The 21,524-nt window shown below is 42.9% G+C and carries 8 protein-coding genes, 2 tRNA genes and 5 rRNA genes; all 15 read right to left on the bottom strand.

Going from position 1 to position 21,524, the window contains the following annotated elements; all coding sequences use genetic code 11:
* Window position 1 precedes the first annotated feature (1 nt).
* Window positions 2-2,929: ribosomal RNA gene (locus tag OU989_RS00075) — 23S ribosomal RNA — on the bottom strand.
* 180 nt (window positions 2,930-3,109) lie between these two features.
* Window positions 3,110-4,661 (bottom strand): 16S ribosomal RNA (locus tag OU989_RS00070).
* A gap of 316 nt (window positions 4,662-4,977) precedes the next feature.
* Window positions 4,978-5,871 carry a patatin-like phospholipase family protein gene (locus tag OU989_RS00065; RefSeq protein WP_274795113.1) on the bottom strand — a complete coding sequence of 298 codons (894 nt, stop codon included), beginning with the start codon at window positions 5,869-5,871 and terminating at the stop codon, window positions 4,978-4,980.
* 361 nt (window positions 5,872-6,232) lie between these two features.
* Window positions 6,233-6,348 (bottom strand): 5S ribosomal RNA (rrf, locus tag OU989_RS00060).
* A 67-nt stretch (window positions 6,349-6,415) separates the two neighbouring features.
* Window positions 6,416-9,343: ribosomal RNA gene (locus tag OU989_RS00055) — 23S ribosomal RNA — on the bottom strand.
* An 87-nt stretch (window positions 9,344-9,430) separates the two neighbouring features.
* Window positions 9,431-9,506: transfer RNA gene (locus tag OU989_RS00050), tRNA-Ala, on the bottom strand.
* Window positions 9,507-9,518: 12 nt separating this feature from the next.
* Window positions 9,519-9,595, bottom strand: a tRNA-Ile gene (locus OU989_RS00045).
* A 94-nt stretch (window positions 9,596-9,689) separates the two neighbouring features.
* Window positions 9,690-11,241, bottom strand: a 16S ribosomal RNA gene (locus OU989_RS00040).
* The 16S, 23S and 5S rRNA genes sit together here with 2 tRNA genes alongside, the layout of an rRNA operon.
* A gap of 430 nt (window positions 11,242-11,671) precedes the next feature.
* Entirely contained in the window at window positions 11,672-12,754 is a 1,083-nt protein-coding gene (locus OU989_RS00035; protein ID WP_274795112.1) for an HD-GYP domain-containing protein, read from the bottom strand.
* Between the two features lie 139 nt (window positions 12,755-12,893).
* On the bottom strand, window positions 12,894-15,359 hold the full coding sequence (gene gyrA / locus OU989_RS00030) for a DNA gyrase subunit A (protein ID WP_274795110.1): 2,466 nt from the start codon (window positions 15,357-15,359) through the stop codon (window positions 12,894-12,896).
* 25 nt (window positions 15,360-15,384) lie between these two features.
* Entirely contained in the window at window positions 15,385-17,319 is a 1,935-nt protein-coding gene (gyrB, locus tag OU989_RS00025) for a DNA topoisomerase (ATP-hydrolyzing) subunit B (RefSeq protein WP_274795109.1), read from the bottom strand.
* A 92-nt stretch (window positions 17,320-17,411) separates the two neighbouring features.
* Window positions 17,412-18,527, bottom strand: coding sequence for a DNA replication/repair protein RecF (gene recF / locus OU989_RS00020; protein ID WP_274795108.1), 1,116 nt, complete (start codon window positions 18,525-18,527; stop codon window positions 17,412-17,414).
* A gap of 3 nt (window positions 18,528-18,530) precedes the next feature.
* Window positions 18,531-18,755, bottom strand: a complete 225-nt coding sequence (gene yaaA, locus OU989_RS00015) for a S4 domain-containing protein YaaA (RefSeq protein WP_274795107.1) — start codon at window positions 18,753-18,755, stop codon at window positions 18,531-18,533.
* A 112-nt stretch (window positions 18,756-18,867) separates the two neighbouring features.
* Entirely contained in the window at window positions 18,868-20,004 is a 1,137-nt protein-coding gene (dnaN, locus tag OU989_RS00010; RefSeq protein ID WP_274795106.1) for a DNA polymerase III subunit beta, read from the bottom strand.
* A 170-nt stretch (window positions 20,005-20,174) separates the two neighbouring features.
* Entirely contained in the window at window positions 20,175-21,524 is a 1,350-nt protein-coding gene (gene dnaA, locus OU989_RS00005) for a chromosomal replication initiator protein DnaA (RefSeq protein ID WP_274795105.1), read from the bottom strand.

Below are 21,524 nucleotides of genomic sequence, written 5' to 3'. Positions count from 1 at the left end.
TTTGGTTAAGTCCTCGATCGATTAGTATTCGTCAGCTCCATGTGTCACCACACTTCCACCTCGAACCTATCTACCTCATCGTCTTTGAGGGATCTTACTTACTTGCGTAATGGGAAATCTCATCTTGAGGGGGGCTTCATGCTTAGATGCTTTCAGCACTTATCCCGTCCACACATAGCTACCCAGCGATGCCTTTGGCAAGACAACTGGTACACCAGCGGTGTGTCCATCCCGGTCCTCTCGTACTAAGGACAGCTCCTCTCAAATTTCCTACGCCCACGACGGATAGGGACCGAACTGTCTCACGACGTTCTGAACCCAGCTCGCGTACCGCTTTAATGGGCGAACAGCCCAACCCTTGGGACCGACTACAGCCCCAGGATGCGATGAGCCGACATCGAGGTGCCAAACCTCCCCGTCGATGTGGACTCTTGGGGGAGATAAGCCTGTTATCCCCGGGGTAGCTTTTATCCGTTGAGCGATGGCCCTTCCATGCGGAACCACCGGATCACTAAGCCCGTCTTTCGACCCTGCTCGACTTGTAGGTCTCGCAGTCAAGCTCCCTTGTGCCTTTACACTCTACGAATGATTTCCAACCATTCTGAGGGAACCTTTGGGCGCCTCCGTTACCTTTTAGGAGGCGACCGCCCCAGTCAAACTGTCCGCCTGACACTGTCTCCTGCCCCGCTAAGGGGCATGGGTTAGAATTTCAATACAACCAGGGTAGTATCCCACCGACGCCTCCTTCGAAGCTGGCGCTCCGAGATCTCTGGCTCCTACCTATCCTGTACAAGTTGTACCAAAATTCAATATCAGGCTACAGTAAAGCTCCACGGGGTCTTTCCGTCCTGTCGCGGGTAACCTGCATCTTCACAGGTACTATAATTTCACCGAGTCTCTCGTTGAGACAGTGCCCAGATCGTTACGCCTTTCGTGCGGGTCGGAACTTACCCGACAAGGAATTTCGCTACCTTAGGACCGTTATAGTTACGGCCGCCGTTTACTGGGGCTTCAATTCGCAGCTTCGCTTGCGCTAACCACTCCTCTTAACCTTCCAGCACCGGGCAGGCGTCAGCCCCTATACGTCACCTTACGGTTTTGCAGAGACCTGTGTTTTTGCTAAACAGTCGCCTGGGCCTATTCACTGCGGCTCTCATGCGCTTGCACGCTCAAGAGCACCCCTTCTCCCGAAGTTACGGGGTCATTTTGCCGAGTTCCTTAACGAGAGTTCTCTCGCACACCTTAGGATTCTCTCCTCGACTACCTGTGTCGGTTTGCGGTACGGGCACCTCTCACCTCGATAGAGGCTTTTCTTGGCAGTGTGAAATCAGGAACTTCGTCCATACGGACTCGCCATCACAGCTCAACGTTACAGTGTGCGGATTTGCCTACACACACGCCTTACTGCTTGGACGCGCATAACCAACAGCGCGCTTACCCTATCCTACTGCGTCCCCCCATTTCTCAAACGGTGAGGAGGTGGTACAGGAATATCAACCTGTTGTCCATCGCCTACGCCTGTCGGCCTCGGCTTAGGTCCCGACTAACCCTGAGCGGACGAGCCTTCCTCAGGAAACCTTAGTCATACGGTGGACGGGATTCTCACCCGTCTTTCGCTACTCATACCGGCATTCTCACTTCTAAGCGCTCCACCAGTCCTTCCGGTCTGACTTCAACGCACTTAGAACGCTCTCCTACCACTGACATCGTAGATGTCAATCCACAGCTTCGGTGAATCGTTTAGCCCCGATACATTTTCGGCGCAGCGTCACTCGACCAGTGAGCTATTACGCACTCTTTAAATGATGGCTGCTTCTAAGCCAACATCCTGGTTGTCTGTGCAACGCCACATCCTTTTCCACTTAACGATTACTTTGGGACCTTAGCTGGTGGTCTGGGCTGTTTCCCTTTTGACTACGGATCTTATCACTCGCAGTCTGACTCCCGTGTATAAATATCTGGCATTCGGAGTTTGTCTGAATTCGGTAAACCGGGATGGCCCCCTAGTCCAAACAGTGCTCTACCTCCAGTATTCTCATCACGAGGCTAGCCCTAAAGCTATTTCGGAGAGAACCAGCTATCTCCAAGTTCGATTGGAATTTCTCCGCTACCCACACCTCATCCCCGCACTTTTCAACGTGCGTGGGTTCGGGCCTCCAGTAAGTGTTACCTTACCTTCACCCTGGACATGGGTAGATCACCTGGTTTCGGGTCTACGACCACGTACTATTTCGCCCTATTCAGACTCGCTTTCGCTGCGGCTCCGCCTTCTAAAGCTTAACCTTGCACGTAATCGTAACTCGCCGGTTCATTCTACAAAAGGCACGCTATCACCCATTAACGGGCTCTAACTACTTGTAGGCACACGGTTTCAGGATCTCTTTCACTCCCCTCCCGGGGTGCTTTTCACCTTTCCCTCACGGTACTGGTTCACTATCGGTCACTAGGTAGTATTTAGCCTTGGGAGATGGTCCTCCCGGATTCCGACGGAATTTCACGTGTTCCGCCGTACTCAGGATCCACTCAGGAGAGAACGAACTTTCGACTACAGGGCTTTTACCTGCTCTGGCGGACCTTTCCAAGTCGCTTCATCTAACTCGCTCTTTTGTAACTCCGTATAGAGTGTCCTACAACCCCAAGAGGCAAGCCTCTTGGTTTGGGCTCTTCCCGTTTCGCTCGCCGCTACTCAGGGAATCGATTTTTCTTTCTCTTCCTCCAGGTACTTAGATGTTTCAGTTCCCTGGGTCTGCCTTCAAGACGCTATGTATTCACGTCAAGATACTACGCGATTAAACGTAGTGGGTTCCCCCATTCGGAAATCTCCGGATCAAAGCTCACTTACAGCTCCCCGAAGCATATCGGTGTTAGTGCCGTCCTTCTTCGGCTCCTAGTGCCAAGGCATTCGCCGTGCGCCCTTAATAACTTAACCAAGTTATTAAGCCTATAAAAAACTTAAAAAATAAATGTGTTTGTTACAATTTCAATGTCGTTTTATCCAGTTTTCAAAGAACAAGTTTTGAAGTATTTCATTCGGAAGAATGAACCTTCAAAACTGAACGCAAAACGTAATCTTACAAACCCTAGGTTTGTATTCCGAAATAATCCTTAGAAAGGAGGTGATCCAGCCGCACCTTCCGATACGGCTACCTTGTTACGACTTCACCCCAATCATCTATCCCACCTTCGGCGGCTGGCTCCAAAAGGTTACCTCACCGACTTCGGGTGTTACAAACTCTCGTGGTGTGACGGGCGGTGTGTACAAGGCCCGGGAACGTATTCACCGCGGCATGCTGATCCGCGATTACTAGCGATTCCGGCTTCATGTAGGCGAGTTGCAGCCTACAATCCGAACTGAGAACGACTTTATCGGATTAGCTCCCTCTCGCGAGTTGGCAACCGTTTGTATCGTCCATTGTAGCACGTGTGTAGCCCAGGTCATAAGGGGCATGATGATTTGACGTCATCCCCACCTTCCTCCGGTTTGTCACCGGCAGTCACCTTAGAGTGCCCAACTAAATGATGGCAACTAAGATCAAGGGTTGCGCTCGTTGCGGGACTTAACCCAACATCTCACGACACGAGCTGACGACAACCATGCACCACCTGTCACCGTTGCCCCCGAAGGGGAAACTATATCTCTACAGTGGTCAACGGGATGTCAAGACCTGGTAAGGTTCTTCGCGTTGCTTCGAATTAAACCACATGCTCCACCGCTTGTGCGGGCCCCCGTCAATTCCTTTGAGTTTCAGTCTTGCGACCGTACTCCCCAGGCGGAGTGCTTAATGCGTTAGCTGCAGCACTAAGGGGCGGAAACCCCCTAACACTTAGCACTCATCGTTTACGGCGTGGACTACCAGGGTATCTAATCCTGTTTGCTCCCCACGCTTTCGCGCCTCAGCGTCAGTTACAGACCAGAAAGTCGCCTTCGCCACTGGTGTTCCTCCAAATCTCTACGCATTTCACCGCTACACTTGGAATTCCACTTTCCTCTTCTGCACTCAAGTCCCCCAGTTTCCAATGACCCTCCACGGTTGAGCCGTGGGCTTTCACATCAGACTTAAAGGACCGCCTGCGCGCGCTTTACGCCCAATAATTCCGGACAACGCTTGCCACCTACGTATTACCGCGGCTGCTGGCACGTAGTTAGCCGTGGCTTTCTAATAAGGTACCGTCAAGGTACAGCCAGTTACTACTGTACTTGTTCTTCCCTTACAACAGAGTTTTACGATCCGAAAACCTTCTTCACTCACGCGGCGTTGCTCCATCAGGCTTTCGCCCATTGTGGAAGATTCCCTACTGCTGCCTCCCGTAGGAGTCTGGGCCGTGTCTCAGTCCCAGTGTGGCCGATCACCCTCTCAGGTCGGCTACGCATCGTCGCCTTGGTGAGCCGTTACCTCACCAACTAGCTAATGCGCCGCGGGCCCATCTTATAGCGACAGCCGAAACCGTCTTTCAGTGTTCCACCATGAGGTGGAACAGATTATTCGGTATTAGCCCCGGTTTCCCGGAGTTATCCCAAACTATAAGGTAGGTTGCCCACGTGTTACTCACCCGTCCGCCGCTAACGTCAAAGGAGCAAGCTCCTTCTCTGTTCGCTCGACTTGCATGTATTAGGCACGCCGCCAGCGTTCGTCCTGAGCCAGGATCAAACTCTCCATAAAAAGAAATTTGATTAGCTCAAATTGTTTTGCTGGCATCAATTTTTGATGTCCAAAATTTTGTTTTGTTTACTAGCCGAAACTAGTTACTTAAAACTTTATTGATTACGTTTTGCTTGTTCAGTTTTCAAGGTTCATGTTATTAACTCTTCGTTAAGAGCTAACTTTTATATAATAACATGTTTTAAATATAATGTCAAACAGTTATTTTATTTTTTATTTTAATTTCTTTCAGTCACTGCTTATCTCAACAGCAACTTTTATATAATAACACCCTATTTATTTTTGGTCAATAGTTTTATATGATTTTTTTATTTAGTTACAATCTTAATCTTGGCCAATTCCGTAAAAATTGAATTGTACGGTTTCTTCCTATTTCTAAAAGAGTTTCTTTTGTCTCCTCGTTTAAATCAAATTGAGTTGCACTATAATCTTCTACAGGAATGAAAATAATATCTCTTTCATGTCGTCTAGAAATATATCTTTCATCATGAGCATCTTTCATAGTCGAAAATAGTGCTTCAAATAAATTTAAACCATTTTTAATTTCTTGAGGACATTGCTCTTCTCTTCTTCTGCTAAGCTTTAGGCCTAAAATAGGTCGTACTTTTCGACCTTCTTTATCGTCAAATATCCATAATGGAAAATTACTTAAAACACCACCGTCTACTATGACTGATTCACCTTTACCCGTCTTTAATGTAACTGGTTCAAAGAAGAAAGGTATACCACAACTCATACGTAATGCACAAGCAACTGAAAAATTCTTTGCTTCAATTTGATATTTGTGTAAATCATCAGGCAGGACAATCATTCTACCGTTCGTTAAATCTGAGGCAACTAACTTAAGAGAGTCTTTAGGTAAATCTCCAAAAGTGTAGACACCTTTATCAGCTAGTTTTTTAAAAAACCATTTTTCCAATGCCTTTCCTTTATAAAGACCCAAATGATGATAAACATTTATCCATTTCATAAAAGGGAAAGGTAAAAATGTTCTTCTTGGATCCAGTAGTGAAGGTATATCCAACTCTTCTAGCATCATTTCAATTTCTTTGCCACTATATCCTGCTGCGATAAATGCTGCTAAAATAGCACCTGCACTTGTACCAGCTACACGTTTAAATCGGAAATGCTCTGCTTCTAATACTTGATAAGCCCCAACCAGTGCAAAACCCTTCAAGCCTCCACCAGAAAAAACTCCATCAATCCACAAAATTCCCTCTCCTTTTTGCTGTAATCTTTATATTATAAGATTGGTTAATGCTGAATAGAACTGAAATTTACATATTCTTGTCGTTATCATTCGATTCAATTTAAATATCTTCGATATAAAGGCAATTTTTAAAAGAAAAAGGTTTTAAGGAATTAATAAAAGGATGAAATGGAGAGTGAGTGATGCATAGAGGCAAGGCGTTAGTATAGCACAAAAGTGTGCTTTATATACGAGAATGTCTTTGTTTAACTATGTAATTAAAATCTAAGACATTTAAAAACATCTCTCACTATCTACATAATAAACACAAAAAGCTATATGTAAATAAAAAAACAGCCAGCACACAGCTGACTGTTTCATTGCCTAGCGACGTCCTACTCTCACAGGGGGAAGCCCCCAACTACCATCGGCGCTAAAGAGCTTAACTTCCGTGTTCGGTATGGGAACGGGTGTGACCTCTTTGCCATCATCACTAGACAGTTATTTAATTGAAAGATTATTCTTTCAAAACTGGATAAACGGTGCATTGACTGCTTCAAACAATTTGGTTAAGTCCTCGATCGATTAGTATTCGTCAGCTCCATGTGTCACCACACTTCCACCTCGAACCTATCTACCTCATCGTCTTTGAGGGATCTTACTTACTTGCGTAATGGGAAATCTCATCTTGAGGGGGGCTTCATGCTTAGATGCTTTCAGCACTTATCCCGTCCACACATAGCTACCCAGCGATGCCTTTGGCAAGACAACTGGTACACCAGCGGTGTGTCCATCCCGGTCCTCTCGTACTAAGGACAGCTCCTCTCAAATTTCCTACGCCCACGACGGATAGGGACCGAACTGTCTCACGACGTTCTGAACCCAGCTCGCGTACCGCTTTAATGGGCGAACAGCCCAACCCTTGGGACCGACTACAGCCCCAGGATGCGATGAGCCGACATCGAGGTGCCAAACCTCCCCGTCGATGTGGACTCTTGGGGGAGATAAGCCTGTTATCCCCGGGGTAGCTTTTATCCGTTGAGCGATGGCCCTTCCATGCGGAACCACCGGATCACTAAGCCCGTCTTTCGACCCTGCTCGACTTGTAGGTCTCGCAGTCAAGCTCCCTTGTGCCTTTACACTCTACGAATGATTTCCAACCATTCTGAGGGAACCTTTGGGCGCCTCCGTTACCTTTTAGGAGGCGACCGCCCCAGTCAAACTGTCCGCCTGACACTGTCTCCTGCCCCGCTAAGGGGCATGGGTTAGAATTTCAATACAACCAGGGTAGTATCCCACCGACGCCTCCTTCGAAGCTGGCGCTCCGAGATCTCTGGCTCCTACCTATCCTGTACAAGTTGTACCAAAATTCAATATCAGGCTACAGTAAAGCTCCACGGGGTCTTTCCGTCCTGTCGCGGGTAACCTGCATCTTCACAGGTACTATAATTTCACCGAGTCTCTCGTTGAGACAGTGCCCAGATCGTTACGCCTTTCGTGCGGGTCGGAACTTACCCGACAAGGAATTTCGCTACCTTAGGACCGTTATAGTTACGGCCGCCGTTTACTGGGGCTTCAATTCGCAGCTTCGCTTGCGCTAACCACTCCTCTTAACCTTCCAGCACCGGGCAGGCGTCAGCCCCTATACGTCACCTTACGGTTTTGCAGAGACCTGTGTTTTTGCTAAACAGTCGCCTGGGCCTATTCACTGCGGCTCTCATGCGCTTGCACGCTCAAGAGCACCCCTTCTCCCGAAGTTACGGGGTCATTTTGCCGAGTTCCTTAACGAGAGTTCTCTCGCACACCTTAGGATTCTCTCCTCGACTACCTGTGTCGGTTTGCGGTACGGGCACCTCTCACCTCGATAGAGGCTTTTCTTGGCAGTGTGAAATCAGGAACTTCGTCCATACGGACTCGCCATCACAGCTCAACGTTACAGTGTGCGGATTTGCCTACACACACGCCTTACTGCTTGGACGCGCATAACCAACAGCGCGCTTACCCTATCCTACTGCGTCCCCCCATTTCTCAAACGGTGAGGAGGTGGTACAGGAATATCAACCTGTTGTCCATCGCCTACGCCTGTCGGCCTCGGCTTAGGTCCCGACTAACCCTGAGCGGACGAGCCTTCCTCAGGAAACCTTAGTCATACGGTGGACGGGATTCTCACCCGTCTTTCGCTACTCATACCGGCATTCTCACTTCTAAGCGCTCCACCAGTCCTTCCGGTCTGACTTCAACGCACTTAGAACGCTCTCCTACCACTGACATCGTAGATGTCAATCCACAGCTTCGGTGAATCGTTTAGCCCCGATACATTTTCGGCGCAGCGTCACTCGACCAGTGAGCTATTACGCACTCTTTAAATGATGGCTGCTTCTAAGCCAACATCCTGGTTGTCTGTGCAACGCCACATCCTTTTCCACTTAACGATTACTTTGGGACCTTAGCTGGTGGTCTGGGCTGTTTCCCTTTTGACTACGGATCTTATCACTCGCAGTCTGACTCCCGTGTATAAATATCTGGCATTCGGAGTTTGTCTGAATTCGGTAAACCGGGATGGCCCCCTAGTCCAAACAGTGCTCTACCTCCAGTATTCTCATCACGAGGCTAGCCCTAAAGCTATTTCGGAGAGAACCAGCTATCTCCAAGTTCGATTGGAATTTCTCCGCTACCCACACCTCATCCCCGCACTTTTCAACGTGCGTGGGTTCGGGCCTCCAGTAAGTGTTACCTTACCTTCACCCTGGACATGGGTAGATCACCTGGTTTCGGGTCTACGACCACGTACTATTTCGCCCTATTCAGACTCGCTTTCGCTGCGGCTCCGCCTTCTAAAGCTTAACCTTGCACGTAATCGTAACTCGCCGGTTCATTCTACAAAAGGCACGCTATCACCCATTAACGGGCTCTAACTACTTGTAGGCACACGGTTTCAGGATCTCTTTCACTCCCCTCCCGGGGTGCTTTTCACCTTTCCCTCACGGTACTGGTTCACTATCGGTCACTAGGTAGTATTTAGCCTTGGGAGATGGTCCTCCCGGATTCCGACGGAATTTCACGTGTTCCGCCGTACTCAGGATCCACTCAGGAGAGAACGAACTTTCGACTACAGGGCTTTTACCTGCTCTGGCGGACCTTTCCAAGTCGCTTCATCTAACTCGCTCTTTTGTAACTCCGTATAGAGTGTCCTACAACCCCAAGAGGCAAGCCTCTTGGTTTGGGCTCTTCCCGTTTCGCTCGCCGCTACTCAGGGAATCGATTTTTCTTTCTCTTCCTCCAGGTACTTAGATGTTTCAGTTCCCTGGGTCTGCCTTCAAGACGCTATGTATTCACGTCAAGATACTACGCGATTAAACGTAGTGGGTTCCCCCATTCGGAAATCTCCGGATCAAAGCTCACTTACAGCTCCCCGAAGCATATCGGTGTTAGTGCCGTCCTTCTTCGGCTCCTAGTGCCAAGGCATTCGCCGTGCGCCCTTAATAACTTAACCAAGTTATTAAGCCTATAAAAAACTTAAAAAATAAATGTGTTTGTTACAATTTCAATGTCGTTTTATCCAGTTTTCAAAGAACAAAATTGGTGGAGCCTAGCGGGATCGAACCGCTGACCTCCTGCGTGCAAGGCAGGCGCTCTCCCAGCTGAGCTAAGGCCCCAAGAGGTATATATGGTGGGCCTAAATGGACTCGAACCATCGACCTCACGCTTATCAGGCGTGCGCTCTAACCAGCTGAGCTATAGGCCCTCTTGGAAGTTTTATAATATTTCATAAACCTTCAAAACTGAACGCAAAACGTAATCTTACAAACCTTAGGTTTGTATTCCGAAATAATCCTTAGAAAGGAGGTGATCCAGCCGCACCTTCCGATACGGCTACCTTGTTACGACTTCACCCCAATCATCTATCCCACCTTCGGCGGCTGGCTCCAAAAGGTTACCTCACCGACTTCGGGTGTTACAAACTCTCGTGGTGTGACGGGCGGTGTGTACAAGGCCCGGGAACGTATTCACCGCGGCATGCTGATCCGCGATTACTAGCGATTCCGGCTTCATGTAGGCGAGTTGCAGCCTACAATCCGAACTGAGAACGACTTTATCGGATTAGCTCCCTCTCGCGAGTTGGCAACCGTTTGTATCGTCCATTGTAGCACGTGTGTAGCCCAGGTCATAAGGGGCATGATGATTTGACGTCATCCCCACCTTCCTCCGGTTTGTCACCGGCAGTCACCTTAGAGTGCCCAACTAAATGATGGCAACTAAGATCAAGGGTTGCGCTCGTTGCGGGACTTAACCCAACATCTCACGACACGAGCTGACGACAACCATGCACCACCTGTCACCGTTGCCCCCGAAGGGGAAACTATATCTCTACAGTGGTCAACGGGATGTCAAGACCTGGTAAGGTTCTTCGCGTTGCTTCGAATTAAACCACATGCTCCACCGCTTGTGCGGGCCCCCGTCAATTCCTTTGAGTTTCAGTCTTGCGACCGTACTCCCCAGGCGGAGTGCTTAATGCGTTAGCTGCAGCACTAAGGGGCGGAAACCCCCTAACACTTAGCACTCATCGTTTACGGCGTGGACTACCAGGGTATCTAATCCTGTTTGCTCCCCACGCTTTCGCGCCTCAGCGTCAGTTACAGACCAGAAAGTCGCCTTCGCCACTGGTGTTCCTCCAAATCTCTACGCATTTCACCGCTACACTTGGAATTCCACTTTCCTCTTCTGCACTCAAGTCCCCCAGTTTCCAATGACCCTCCACGGTTGAGCCGTGGGCTTTCACATCAGACTTAAAGGACCGCCTGCGCGCGCTTTACGCCCAATAATTCCGGACAACGCTTGCCACCTACGTATTACCGCGGCTGCTGGCACGTAGTTAGCCGTGGCTTTCTAATAAGGTACCGTCAAGGTACAGCCAGTTACTACTGTACTTGTTCTTCCCTTACAACAGAGTTTTACGATCCGAAAACCTTCTTCACTCACGCGGCGTTGCTCCATCAGGCTTTCGCCCATTGTGGAAGATTCCCTACTGCTGCCTCCCGTAGGAGTCTGGGCCGTGTCTCAGTCCCAGTGTGGCCGATCACCCTCTCAGGTCGGCTACGCATCGTCGCCTTGGTGAGCCGTTACCTCACCAACTAGCTAATGCGCCGCGGGCCCATCTTATAGCGACAGCCGAAACCGTCTTTCAGTGTTCCACCATGAGGTGGAACAGATTATTCGGTATTAGCCCCGGTTTCCCGGAGTTATCCCAAACTATAAGGTAGGTTGCCCACGTGTTACTCACCCGTCCGCCGCTAACGTCAAAGGAGCAAGCTCCTTCTCTGTTCGCTCGACTTGCATGTATTAGGCACGCCGCCAGCGTTCGTCCTGAGCCAGGATCAAACTCTCCATAAAAGAAATTTGATTAGCTCAAATTGTTTTGCTGGCATCAATTTTGATGTCCAAAATTTTGTTTCGTTCACTAGCCGAAACTAGTTACTTAAAACTTTATTGATTACGTTTTGCTTGTTCAGTTTTCAAGGTTCATGTTATTTATTTCAGTGTCACCTCTTGGCGACTCATTTATAATATCAAGATTCTAAAATAAAGTCAACACTTTCTACATAAATATTTCAAAACAATGTTATATAGGTATTTCAAAACATCATTCCATTGAAAAAACTACTATTTAAATAATTCTGTCTGCTAATCTTTAAAATATGTATACTTGCTCTTAAAACTATGATAGTTCAAACTAAAGAGCATGATTTTGTTTGTAGGAAATACATTGATCAGCCTTAATAAAAAGGCAGCCATAGTCTGGTATATGGCTTGCCTATTACTTTTATATGTTTGTTATAATTCGTGAAATGTAAAAACTACGGTTTTTGCCTAAATCAAAAATTTCCCCTGAATGAATCAATTTAATAAGTGGACGTGTTGGTGCAAATTTATTCACAAACATTACTTCTCCACGTTCTAGATTAGAAAGCTCTACAATTGTTCCAATAGGAAGATCCGCAACAATATCAATTAATGCGCGCACTACTTTAATATCAAACTTACCGAACTCCGATTCATTTATCATTTCTATAACTTTAAATGAAGATTGCTTTGATCTATACACTCGTTCACAAGTCATTGCATGAAATACATCTGCAACAGCAATAATTTGTGCAAAAATAGAGATGTTAGCAATCCTTTCCCCTTTTGGATATCCACTTCCATTTAAACGTTCATGATGTTGGAAGATTGCTTCTTTCATTGTCTCCTTTAGAACGGTTAAATCTTTCACCATATTATAGCTATATACCGGATGTTTATAAATTTCATTATATTCTTGTTCTGTTAAAGGTGTCTTCTTATCTCTAATACGAGGATGCACTTTGGCCATACCGCAATCCGCTAATAATCCACCAATTGCAACTTGAATGGTAGTTCCTCTATCATATCCAAGTTTTTGAGCAATAACTGCAGAGATCAGACCTGTCGCAACACAATGATGATACAAGTATTCTTTAGGGTTTGAATACTCATTTAAATCAAAAATTATAGTACGATCATCTAATACCATCTCTACTAAAGGTAAAATAATTGTTCTTGCCTTAGCAATATCTACTTTAGCTCCCGCTTCCCAATTTTTAAATTCTCTTTTAAATTGTTCAACGGAATTATTATAAACTTTTCTAAAAGTCGGAATATCTTCTATTACAACTTCGACATCATTTTCTTTCTTTTCAAGTTGAGCATCTTGTTGATTTTTATAAACGGGAACATTGAAAATATTAAAAGCATGAAAAACTTGCAAATGTACATAGGAAATCTTTGTATCTTTAAAGATGATTGGATATTGTGTATTAGCAAAAATATCTTCAGAAATTACTTTACCAACGCCTAACTCTGAAATCGGAACATGTATAGTTTCCATAAAAAAAACACCTCTCCACTGTTTCTTGCTTAAATAAGGTACTATCATTTTAACATGGAATTCAAAATAATTACTTATTTTTCATTATTTATGTAAAAAACCGATGACGACAAATTGAATGTCGTTCATCGGTTTAAAATTATTCCTCTATATCCTCTTCATCTTCTTGAGACTCTTCTTCTTTTTCAACTTTAGCCACAGTTGCAACCAATTCGTCATCTCCTAATCGAATTAAACGAACTCCCTGTGTACTACGCCCAATTAATGAAATATCATTTACATCCATGCGGATAAGCATACCGTTAATTGTAATAAGCATGAGATCCTCAGAACCATCAACTGTTTTTACAGCTACCATTGGACCGTTTTTATCTGTAATCTGGATTGTTTTCAGACCTACACCGCCACGGCTTTGTAAACGGTAGTCCTCTTCTGAAGTACGTTTACCATAACCCTTTTGGGTAACAACGAGAATTTCCTGTCCTGGTTCAACAATCTCCATGCCAACGACTTCATCACCGTCACGCAGTTTAATACCTCGAACCCCACCAGCTGTACGACCCATAGAACGAATATCATCTTCTTGGAAACGAACAAGCATACCATCACGTGTACCAATAATAACTTGTTTATGTCCATCTGTTAAACGCACAGAAATAAGATCATCATCTTCTCGTAAGCTAATAGCTATTAAACCATTTGTTCGGATGTTAGCAAATTGAGAGACAGGTGTACGTTTCGTAATCCCTGTTTTTGTTGTAAAGATAAAGTATGCATCTTCATCAAACGATCCCACACGAATCATAGCTGTTACTTTTTCGCCTTTTTCTATATTAAGTAAGTTAACGATTGGTAACCCTTTAGCCGTACGACCGAACTCAGGAATTTCATAACCTTTAGCTCTAAATACTTTACCTTTTGATGTAAAGAATAGAATAGTGTCATGAGTAGAGGTATTCATTAGATGCTCTACAAAGTCATCTTCATTTGTTCCCATTCCTTGTACACCACGGCCACCACGTTTTTGACTACGGTATGTGTTCGCAGCTAAACGTTTAATATAGCCATTATGCGTTAAAGTAACAACTGAGTTTTCTACAGGGATTAGGTCTTCATCCTCAATCATTTCTAAACCACCTGATGTAATTTCAGTACGGCGTGTATCATTAAAACGTTCTTTCAACTCTAAAATTTCAGTGCGAATAATATCAACAATTTTCGCTTCATCAGCTAGAATGGCCTTTAATTCTGCTATTAGAATCTGAAGCTCTTGATACTCCGCTTCTATTTTTTCACGCTCTAATCCACTTAAGCGAACTAAACGCATATCCAAAATAGCTTGAGCCTGTCGCTCTGATAAATTAAAACGCTCCATTAATTGTGGTTTCGCTTCTTCACCACTACGTGAACCACGAATAATAGCAATAATTTCATCAATATGATCTAGAGCGATTCGTAAACCTTCTAAAATATGAGCACGGTCCTCTGCTTTACGAAGGTCGAATTCTGTACGACGACGAATAATTACTTTTTGGTGCTCTAAATAATGGTATAGCATCTCTTTTAAGCCCAGTACTTTTGGCTGTCCATTTACTAATGACAGCATATTAATACCGAAGCTTGATTGCATAGCTGTTTGTTTATACAAATTATTTAAGACAACATTAGCATTGGCATCTTTACGAATTTCAATGACTACTCGCATACCACGACGGTCAGATTCATCACGTAAATTTGTAATACCATCTATTTTTTTATCACGTACTAGCTCTGCAATTTTTTCAATAAGCTTCGCCTTATTTACTTGATAAGGTAATTCATGAATAAGAATAGTTTCCTTACCATTGGACTTTTGCTCAATTTCAACCTTTGCACGAATAATAATGGAACCACGACCCGTTTCATAGGCTCTGCGGATACCGCTACGTCCTAAGATTAATCCCCCAGTAGGAAAATCTGGCCCTGGGATAATTTCCATTAATTCTTCTGTTGTAATAGCTGGATTTTCGGAAAGAGCTATAACGGCATCTATTGTTTCTCCCAATTGGTGTGGAGGGATATTTGTTGCCATACCAACAGCAATCCCTGCAGCACCGTTCACTAATAAGTTTGGATAGCGACTCGGTAAAACGATAGGTTCCTTTTCTGATCCATCATAGTTGTCTGTATAGTCAATTGTATCTTTATTGATATCACGGAGCATTTCCATGGCTATTTTAGACATACGTGATTCAGTATAACGCATGGCTGCTGCCCCATCACCATCAACAGATCCAAAGTTTCCATGACCATCTACTAGCATATAACGATAGCTAAAATCTTGCGCCATACGTACCATTGCATCATAAATGGAAGAGTCACCATGTGGATGATACTTACCCATAACATCCCCAACAATACGTGCTGATTTTTTGTAAGGCTTATCTGCTGTATTTCCTAACTCCTGCATCCCATATAAAATACGACGATGAACTGGTTTTAATCCATCACGTACATCAGGTAATGCACGTGACACAATTACACTCATTGCATAATCAAGAAAGGATGTTTCAATTTCTTCTGTGATATTAATTCCTTTAACACCGGAGCGTTCTTGTTCTGACAAAGTGTAGACCTCCTTTCAAGAAAAACTAAATATCTAAATTAGCGTATACGGCATTTTCCTCGATAAATTGACGACGAGGTTCAACTTCATCGCCCATTAAACGTTCAAATGCTTGGTTTGCTTTAATTGCATCATCTAATTCTACTTGTAATAATGTGCGGTGCTCTGGATCCATTGTTGTTTCCCAAAGTTGTTCAGCATTCATTTCACCAAGACCTTTATATCGTTGTACATTTGGTTTTGGCATTTTAGGTAGACGCTCTAAAATTTCCTTTAACGTTTCCTCATCATAGCAGTATTCAACATGCTTACCTTGTTTAACTTGATAAAGTGGTGGCTGCGCAATATAAATATAGCCTGCTTCCACAAGAGGTCGAAGGAAACGGAAGAAGAAAGTTAAAAGTAATGTACGGATATGTGCTCCGTCAACATCGGCGTCAGTCATGATAATGATTTTATGATAACGCGCCTTTTCTAAATTGAACTCTTCTCCAATACCTGTACCAAAAGCTGTGATCATTGCACGGATTTCTGCATTCGATAGAATTTTATCTAGTCGGGCTTTTTCAACATTGAGAATTTTACCACGTAGAGGCAAAATTGCTTGGAAGTGACGATCACGTCCTGATTTAGCAGATCCTCCGGCAGAATCACCCTCAACAATATAGATTTCACATTCAGCTGGATTTGTTGAAGAACAGTCAGCTAATTTACCTGGTAAGCTTGAAACCTCCAGTGCATTTTTACGACGAGTAAACTCACGAGCTTTTTTAGCCGCTACACGTGCACGTGCTGCCATTAAACCTTTTTCGACAATTTTACGAGCTACTGTCGGATTTTCTAACATAAAACGTTCAAAGCCATCTGAGAATAATGAATTGGTAATTTGACTTACTTCAGAATTCCCTAACTTTGTTTTCGTTTGTCCTTCAAATTGAGGATCGGGATGTTTTACAGAGACAATAGCTGTTAATCCTTCACGTACATCCTCACCTGTAAGATTTGCATCAGATTCTTTTAGTAATCCGCTTTTGCGTGCATAATCATTAATAACACGTGTAAGTGCTGTTTTAAAACCAGACTCGTGAGTACCACCTTCATACGTATTAATGTTATTAGCAAATGAAAAGATATTAGAGGAGAATCCAGCATTATATTGCATAGCAATTTCTACTGTGATTCCATCCTTTTCGCCAAGAACATCAATTGGATCATGAATAGGCTCTTTTGATTGGTTTAAATGTTCTACATAGGAACGAATACCACCTTCATAGTGGTATGTAGTTGAACGTTCTTGATCTTCACGTTCATCAGCAATGGTAATCTTAATGCCACGATTTAAATAAGCTAACTCTCGAATACGATGAGCTAAAATGTCAAATTCATAAACAGTTGTTTCTTTAAAGATTTCTGGATCAGCTTTAAAACGTGTTGTTGTACCATTGTGATCTGTATCACCAATAATCGTTAATTCTTGAACTGTCTTTCCTCGTTCGAATTTAATTTCATGGATATGACCTTCACGGTGAACCTGAACAATTGTTTCCACAGAGAGTGCATTCACCACTGATGCCCCTACTCCGTGAAGACCACCAGAAACTTTATAGCCTCCACCGCCGAATTTACCACCAGCATGTAAAACTGTCATAATAACTTCGACAGCTGGCTTACCCATTTTTTCTTGAATACTTACTGGAATCCCACGTCCATTATCTTCTACGCGAATCCAGTTATCTTTTTCAATTGTTACACTTATATCTGTACAAAATCCTGCAAGAGCTTCATCGATACTATTATCAACAATTTCCCATACTAAATGGTGAAGCCCTTTAGAGCTTGTAGAACCGATATACATCCCTGGTCTTTTACGTACTGCCTCTAAACCTTCTAATACCTGGATCTGATCAGCCTCATAAGCTTGGTTTTGTAAACCTTCGTTCTCTATAGCCACGGCTTTCATCTACTCCTTCATAACATCATTGTGTGTAAATGAATGAACAGTCAACCGAGCTGACTATTACCATTCTTTTGTAATCTAAAAAACTACCCTGGCTAACTTTTATCAATCGCTCCTTGTTTCACGTGGAACAGTTGAGCTTGTTCCATCGTTTCATGATGAATTCCATCTACACTTGTAGTTGTAACAAAGGTCTGGACTTCACCTTGAATGGTATTTAATAAATGCGATTGACGATAATCATCGAGTTCCGACAAAACATCATCTAAAAGTAGTATGGGTGTTTCATTTGTTTCTTGTTTAATTAATTCAATTTCAGCAAGCTTTAAAGATAACGCTGTAGTACGTTGTTGTCCTTGTGAGCCATAAGTTTGAACATCATAGCCATTTACTAAAAACTGCAAATCATCACGATGTGGGCCAACTAATGTGACACCCCTGTCAAATTCACGTTCTCTCGCTTCAATCAATTTTTGATGTAAAGTATTTTCAATTTCGCTAGTAGAGTGTTCTTTTTCAATACCAGCTACCGTACGATATTTTATAACCAATGTTTCCTTACCTTGCGATATACCTGCGTGTATAGGTTCCGCCCACTCCTGCAACAAATCCATAAATTGAAATCTTTTACGAATAATTTGGGTAGCTGCGTGAATATATTGTTCATTGTAGACCTCATACATCACATCATTTGATAAGGACTTGCCCTGGTTCATCTTTAAGAAATGGTTTCGTTGTTTTAAAACTTTTTGAAAGGTTAATAAATCATGTAAGTAGACAGGCGAAATTTGCCCAATCTCCATATCAATAAAACGTCGACGTATTTGCGGACTCCCCTTTACCACGTTTAAATCTTCTGGCGCAAACATAACGACGTTCATTTGACCAATATAATGACTGAGGCGACTTTGCTCTATATGATTTATCTTGCCCTTTTTACCTTTCTTTGTAATCGTAAGTTCGATCGGTAAAATACCATGCCTTTTTTTTACGGCCCCTTCTATTTTACCATAGTCTGAATCCCAACGTATTAATTCTTTATCGTTCGTAGTTCGATGGGATTTAGCCATTGCTAAAACATAGATGGACTCCATAACGTTTGTTTTTCCTTGTGCATTTTCACCAATGAAAACATTAATTTTCGGAGAAAAGTCTAAAGCTAAGGCATCATAATTACGGTAATTTGTAAGTTTTATTTGCTCAATATACATAATTTACTGTCCAGTTGGTCCTACGATTTGAAAACGACCACAGCCAGGAATATTTACCACGTCACCGTCACGTAATTTTCGACCTCGACGATCGTCTACTTCTCCATTAACATATACAGCATTTTCTTGTAAAAACCACTTGGCCATTCCACCTGAACTAATGGCATCAGTAATTTTTAATAGCTGCCCTAACGTGATGAACTCCTCATCAATTTTAATGTCCTGCATAGTGTGTTCCCCTCCGAATACAGACTGTCTATCTCTCTATCATACCTAAAATTACGCCATAAGTAAAAAAAGATAGTCACAATTAGCGACTATCTTAACGGATCTTATAATCTTAGTAAGTTCTTACAGGTAAAATTAATTGTAAAATAGCATCATCATGAACAGAACGTAAAATAAATGGTCTCATTGCCCCAGTAAATTGAATGACCACATCTTGACCATCAATTGCTTTTAATGCTTCCATCATGTATTTAGCACTGAAGGAAATTTTCAAACTTTCCCCTTCTAACGCTTCAACAGGAATTTCTTCTTGCACCTTACCAATTTCAGGTGAATTAGAAGAAACTTCAACTGCTTGATTATCTAAAATTTCAAAACGAACAACATTGTTACGATCACCTCTTGCCACAAGTGAAGCACGGTCAATAGCTTGCAACAAGGATTTCCCATTAATTGTTACATTCGTTTGATATTCTTCAGGAATTAAACGTGTTGTATCTGGATAATTCCCTTCCAGTAAGCGAGAGAAGAATAATACATCGCCAGTTTTAAATAATACTTGCTGACTTGTAATAACGATTTGCACTAAATTTGTAGAATCTTCAAGTACTTTATTTAATTCATTCAAACTTTTTCCTGGGATCACTACGCTATGTTCAACTTTCGGTAAATTTTCCAGTTGGACTTTACGTCTTGCTAAACGATGACTATCTGTTGCAACACAGATTAAAGTTTCATTTTTAATCTGCCAGTTTACACCTGTCAACACTGGTCTACTTTCTGAAGTGGCAACAGCAAACACTGTTTCACGAATAATTGTTTTTAATAGATCCGCAGGAATAGTAAATTTTTGATCTTCCGTTAATTCTGGTAGTAAAGGATATTCTGCAGCATCAGATCCAATTAAATGGAATTCAGATTTTCCTGAGCGAATATGTGTTTGAAAACCTGGTGTTACTTGAATTTCAACATCATTTGTTGGTAATTTACGTACAATTTCATTAAACATACGTGCTTGTACAACAATAGATCCGGTTTCTGCAATGTGAATAATTTGTTGTCCATCTTCTTCAACTGGAATAAAAGTTTGGATTGTAATATCTGCATCACTACCTGTTAAGCGGATGCCTTCTTCTGTTACATCAATTTTAATCCCAGTTAAAATAGGAATAGTTGTTTTAGAACTTACGGCTTTCATGACATCATTTAAACCCTCTAATAAACGGTCACGTAAAATATCAAATTTCATTCGTTTTCCCTCACATATTTATATTATTTATTTATATAAAATAAAAAAGATATAGTAATAGGCTCTGTGGATTTGTGGATAAGTATAGTTTTATGAATAAAATCAGTCTATCCACATGTAGATAGACTGTGTATAAGTTTGTGTTTAAATAGTTGGATTGTCCACAGCAATTACTTCCCTAGCATGCTACGAATTTGTTTAACATCTTGTTGAAGTTGAACGTCATTTTTCAACATAGAAGATATTTTTTCGTGTGCATGGATGACAGTCGTATGGTCACGGCCACCAAACTCTTCGCCAATTTTCGGCAGCGAAAAATCTGTTAATTCGCGTGATAAATACATTGCAATTTGACGTGGAAAGGCAATTAATTTAGTACGTTTTTTAGCAGCAAAATCTTCTAAACGTATATTAAAATGCTCTCCTACAGCATTCTGAATGTCTAATATTGTCACAGTCCGTGGCTTTGAGTTAGGGATAATGTCCTTTAGAGCCTCGGCTGCCAATGTTGCCGTAATATCTTTGTTTACCAGTGAAGAATAGGCGACGACGCGAATAAGCGCACCTTCAAGCTCCCTAATATTGGAGTCAATCTGGTTCGCAATATAAAGCATTACTTCATTTGGAACCTCTAGACCATCTGCTTTTGCCTTTTTACGCAAGATAGCAATACGAGTTTCCAAATCAGGTGGCGCAATATCAGTTATTAGCCCCCATTCAAAACGTGAACGTAGCCGATCTTCCAATGTAGGAATCTCTTTCGGAGGTCGATCACTTGATATAACAATTTGCTTTGATTCTTCATGTAAAGTATTAAAAGTGTGGAAAAATTCTTCTTGAGTTGATTCTTTTCCAGCTAGGAATTGAATATCATCAATTAGCAGTACATCCACGTTGCGGTATTTATTGCGAAAATCAAGTGCTTTATTATCACGAATTGAGTTAATAAATTCATTTGTAAATTTCTCAGATGATAGGTAGACTACCTTCGCATTAGGATTATGCTCTAAAACATAATGGCCAATTGCATGCATTAAGTGTGTCTTACCAAGCCCTACTCCCCCATAAATAAAGAATGGATTATAAGCTTTCGCAGGGGCTTCAGCGACTGCTAGCGAGGCAGCATGTGCAAAGCGGTTACCAGAGCCAATAACAAACGTATCAAAAGTATATTTCGGGTTTAACATACCTGGTGAAATATCATGGTGATCGTTATTTTTTGCTTGGATAATCGGCGCCGGCAAATCGAAATCGTCCGAATCCTGGTTTTTTTGAACAACAAATTTAATAAGCAAGTCTTCGCCTGTAAGCTCCGTTAATATACCTGTAATCAAATGAATATAATGATTCTCAAGCCAGTCTCGAGCAAACGAATTTGGCGCAGCAATCGTTACAGTAGAGCCACTACCATTGTAAGATAGTAGTTTTGTAGACTTAAGCCACGTTTCGAAGCTTGGTTTAGAAATTTTTTGTTCAACTTGAGCCAGGACATTATTCCATAGTTCTTCTAAATGTTCCAA

Origin of the sequence: Lysinibacillus irui (assembly GCF_028877475.1) — a bacterium.
In the GTDB taxonomy this organism is placed as follows: domain Bacteria; phylum Bacillota; class Bacilli; order Bacillales_A; family Planococcaceae; genus Lysinibacillus; species Lysinibacillus irui.
The sequence above is the reverse complement of the archived record's forward strand: the minus strand, read 5'-3'. Positions and strand labels throughout refer to the sequence as shown.